The 4,300-nt window shown below is 44.8% G+C and carries 4 protein-coding genes and 1 pseudogene; 2 read left to right on the top strand and 3 right to left on the bottom strand.

Annotated elements, in window-relative coordinates:
* From ABUA34_RS13890 to ABUA34_RS13880, 3 genes are all read right to left on the bottom strand, one after another.
* Positions 1-1,036, bottom strand: a 1,036-nt coding sequence (locus ABUA34_RS13890; RefSeq protein ID WP_349823505.1) for an ABC transporter permease, incomplete at its 3' end; no start/stop codon positions are given.
* A 46-nt stretch (positions 1,037-1,082) separates the two neighbouring features.
* The gene (locus ABUA34_RS13885) at positions 1,083-1,748 is read right to left on the bottom strand and encodes an ATP-binding cassette domain-containing protein (protein WP_055144861.1); all 666 of its coding nucleotides are present in this window, start codon (positions 1,746-1,748) and stop codon (positions 1,083-1,085) included.
* Entirely contained in the window at positions 1,749-2,021 is a 273-nt protein-coding gene (locus tag ABUA34_RS13880) for a hypothetical protein (protein WP_015533105.1), read from the bottom strand.
* Positions 2,022-2,202: 181 nt separating this feature from the next.
* On the opposite strand from ABUA34_RS13880, the gene ABUA34_RS13875 reads away from it, so the two are divergent.
* Both ABUA34_RS13875 and ABUA34_RS13870 read left to right on the top strand, forming a co-directional pair.
* Positions 2,203-3,849, top strand: coding sequence for a S1C family serine protease (locus tag ABUA34_RS13875; protein WP_243017625.1), 1,647 nt, complete (start codon positions 2,203-2,205; stop codon positions 3,847-3,849).
* Between the two features lie 310 nt (positions 3,850-4,159).
* Positions 4,160-4,300, top strand: a pseudogene (locus ABUA34_RS13870) (tRNA guanosine(34) transglycosylase Tgt); the annotation flags it as partial.

Here is a 4,300-nt window from a genome sequence, read left to right as displayed (position 1 = left end):
GGCATATATCCTTTGCAAAGTTTGGAAGCATGGCTTCCGGTATGAATAAGCCGCTCACATAGGCCAGTATGACAGTGACCACAGTGAGAAGCAGTGTGCAGCCGTGTATCCCTGCGGGAAGCAGACTTATGAGCAGTGTATATACCGCGACACATGTAGCTATGACGATTCCGAACAGTATCCCGCTCATGCGGATATTTACATGCAGTTCATCGATAAACAGTGATGCCAGGGCGAGAGCCATGTATACAGTTATATAAAGGATATACAGCCATATGAACATGGATATGAAATTGCTGACATTGCGTCTGACTTTGCCAATTCCCTGTGACCTGAGCTTTGTTATGTAAGAGGCTGGGAGGTCGAGCAGGAATGGGAAGAAAACAACGCTGCACAGCATCATCATGAGAAGAACCGCCGCACTTGTGTAGAAGTCGGTGGTATTTGCTGCTCTGGTTGCATTTATTTTGTCGACGGTGAAGTTGGCAGTCCTGTCAAGAACCTTAGTCATGAACATGGCATTTACATCGTTGCTGAGCGTGTCCTGAATATCCTCGGGAAGCTCCATGTTCCTTCCTATCGCCTGAACCGAATATATGGCCGCCTGGGATATGCCAAGCATGGAGGATGTGGAGCGGAAGAGGTCATTCAGCACAAATGTATCGATGGACCGGTTGTCAGAATAGTATACCTCGACAGGTGTGTTCGTTCCGTCCATGATGTCGCTTATGATATTGTCAGGGACGTAGATCACAGCGAACAGGTCTCCGTCAGAGAGCCTTGAAAGGGCTGTATCCTTGTCTGAAAATTCTGTGAATACACATGATGAGTGGTAGCTGTCCATATCAGATATCGTGTTGTATGCCATCTGTGCGGTTTTTGAATCTGCACTCATCACGATTCCGATTGAAAGTGGTTCGGAGCGGTCATCAGAGTAGATGAAAGAGTTCGCGTTTAACGCAAGACACAGGAAAACCGTCATCATGACAAATGCTGCGACTACCATGTATATTCCATAATGAGCTATTCTTTTCAAATCAGTTCGTATAAGTCGGTAAAACATAAAACTCCTTTAGATAAAGCTATGATCTGATCAGATTGATGTAGGTTTCAGGTGAGGTGTATCCGGGTGAGATATTTCTGTCTATGGCCAGTTGGATGTGTCCATTTTTCAGTGTGTATATCTTGTTGCATATATCCAGCGCAGATGTCTCATGTGTGGCGATGATGACACTTCCTCCATGTGTTATGTAATTCTGGAGATAGCTCAGTATCCCGTTCTTGCATAGAAGATCAAGCGAGGCCAGAGGTTCATCGAGAAGAAGCAGATCCGGGTCAGACATCATCGTGATGGCAAGGCTTAGCCTCTTCTTCATTCCACCGGAGAGCTTTGAGACACGTTTGTCCAGAAATGAATCCACACCGAGAGACTGACATATGCTCATATTGTGGGAGTTCATGACTGTTTTCCTGCTTCCGGGGTGCCACAGTCTGATGTTGTCAATGGCTGTGAGTTCCGGTATGAGTGGATTGTCCTGTGGGAGCAGAGCAGCATTTGCCTGACAGTCGAAACCGAAGCACCCTGAGTCTGGCTTTATGTTTCTGGATAGTATTCCCAGCAGGGTGGATTTACCCGATCCGTTGATTCCCAGAAGGGCGATACATTCACCTGGGGATACGGACAGTGACACATCTGTCAGAACTTTATTTTTGCCGTAGCTTTTGCTCACTGAAGAGACAGAAAACATCTAGTATTCCTCCTCTATTACCTGAAAATCAAGGTAGTCAAAATCTATATCCTCCACAAAGTTATCCGCTGTGAATCTGGTTCTGGCGTGGTGGATAAACTCATCCTTATTCTTCTTAAGCCACACCGGCTTTGCCAGGTCAAACTCGTAGCACATATCCTCAAGGGCCTTGTATACCTTGTGGGTACGCGTCATCTCGTAGTCGGATATGCATATCACGGTATCCTTCATGAGGTGGTTATCTTTTATAAGTTTTCCCCATACTCTAAACATATATTATCCTCCATAAGGGTTATTTGAGATCGTACCTGACTAGTATATAACATTTGTGCACAGAATTAAAACAATAAAGACACAAATATGACACATTTACTGCGTATAGTAACAACTGTAAGAAAGAGAAAGGTACCGATTACAGGAATTAAGATAATAAAGATGCGAAAGGATGATAGAGATGGAACAGGAAAACAAGAACCAGATGAATGGAAATAGTGGTCAGGCACCACAGCAGGATGGTCTGTATCATTACAGCTATATGAACAATAGAGGAGATTCAAGATTTGACAGACCTTCAACAAATGCTTCACAGCAGACACAGAATGTTCAGGGAACACAGTCAGCGCAGAACAATCAGACAGCCGGTGTACAAGGCTCGGCACAGAACGCTCAGACTGCCGGCGCACAGAGTTCATCGCAGAATGCTCAAACAGCCGGTACACAGAACGCTTCATATTCAGGTTTTCAGAGAAATGTAAATGGCATGGAAGCATGGTATGACAGCCAGAGAATGAATCAGGGTTATCAGAATCAGGCAGGCAATCCAATGAACAATATGGGAACAGGAAAGCCTTCAGATAACAATATGAGACAGAAGAAGGCAAAAGATAAGAAGCCAAAGAACAGGAAGAGCGGATTTGGCAAGAAGGCAGCAGGTGTGGTTGCAGCGGCTGTTGTATTCGGACTTGTGGCAGGCGTTGTATTCCAGGGGGTCAGATATGGATCGGATAAGCTTCTCGGCAAAGATTCGCAGACCACAACAGAGCAGAGTGCTGAGGGTTCAACAGAGAACAATGCACCACAGCTCAAGCAGGCATCATCAGACACGACAAGTACAGTGTACGATGTGTCAACGGTTGCCAAGAAGGTTATGCCTTCCATCGTATCGATCACAGGAACATACGTAACAACATATGATTACTGGTTCAATTCATATCAGCAGGAGTCAACAGGAGCCGGTTCAGGTATCATCATCGGCAAGGATGATCAGTACCTGTATCTTGCAACTAATTATCATGTGGTACAAAATGCTAAGTCACTGTCAGTTACATTTGTCGATGACAAGAGTGCAGATGCGGTGGTAAAGGGATACGTTGAGAACAATGATATAGCAGTTGTCACAGTTAAGCTTTCGGACATATCGGATGACACTTTGAATGAGATAAAGGAGATTCAGGTAGGTTCATCGGATGATCTTGCAGTTGGTGATCCGTGCGTGGCAATCGGAAATGCACTTGGATATGGACAGTCAGTTACAGTTGGATATATAAGCGCACTTAACAGAGAGATAAGTGCTTCAGATGAGACAGTAAAGGTACTTCAGACAGATGCAGCCATCAACCCTGGTAACAGTGGTGGTGCCCTTGTCAACATGCAGGGCGAGCTGATCGGTATCAACACAGCCAAGTATTCAGATACAAGCGTTGAGGGTATGGGCTATGCACTTCCTATATCAGATGTACAGGATATAATCAATGACCTGATAGCAGGCAAGAATGTGTCAAATGATGGAACAACATCAGGACAGGCTTACCTCGGTATATCTGCCCAGACCATCACAAGCCAGTACGCACAGCTCCTGAACATGCCTGAGGGTGTATATATCTCATCAGTTGAGCAGGGTTCAGCAGCAGAGGAGTGTGGACTCCAGTCAGGAGATATCATTTGCAGCCTTGACGGTGAGGACATAGCAGATATGGAGACATTCCACGACAAGATCGTGGCCTGCAATCCTGGCGATAAGGTATCTATCGTATACTACAGAAACAACAATGGTAACTACGAGAAGCAGACTGCTACAGCTACGCTGAAGGAGAAGCAGTGATAAGCCAGATAATTCAGTGGTGATTTAGCACGGAGCTAACAGAACTGAAAGCCTATAGATTGATATAACAGCACCTGTAAGTGAAATTACAGGTGCCGTTTTGTATGTAAGATATGTGGCTGTCAAAATTGTAATCTGCCTGCATTGTATCGGAAGTCCTCGTATTCATCCGGTATGCGGTCAAGTTCGGCGGTAAATGCCTGTGGATTGTAAATTTGCTTGCAAATATACTTTAAATGGTGCATTATAAAGAGTACGCTTAAGTATAGCGTAAGATTTGGAAAAATGAAAAAGAAAGGTTTACATAACAATGTACAAAATACTTTGTAAGGATGGAAGGGCAAAGAGAGCTGAATTTCAGACTGTTCACGGAACAGTGCAGACACCTCTGTTCATGAATGTTGGAACGGCAGCAGCCATAAAGGGAGCTGTGGCAACAACGGATCTCAAG

This window comes from Coprococcus sp. RTP21428st1_C9_RTP21428_210409 (assembly GCF_040227395.1).
Taxonomy (GTDB): Bacteria; Bacillota; Clostridia; order Lachnospirales; family Lachnospiraceae; genus Coprococcus; species Coprococcus aceti.
The sequence above is the reverse complement of the archived record's forward strand: the minus strand, read 5'-3'. Positions and strand labels throughout refer to the sequence as shown.

Excerpts from the sequence above, each read along its gene's own strand:
- ABUA34_RS13885 (WP_055144861.1), bottom strand. The coding sequence starts at position 1,748 with ATGTTTTCTGTCTCTTCAGTGAGCAAAAGCTACGGCAAAAATAAAGTT.
- ABUA34_RS13880 (WP_015533105.1), bottom strand. The coding sequence starts at position 2,021 with ATGTTTAGAGTATGGGGAAAACTTATAAAAGATAACCACCTCATGAAG.
- ABUA34_RS13875 (WP_243017625.1), top strand. The coding sequence starts at position 2,203 with ATGGAACAGGAAAACAAGAACCAGATGAATGGAAATAGTGGTCAGGCA.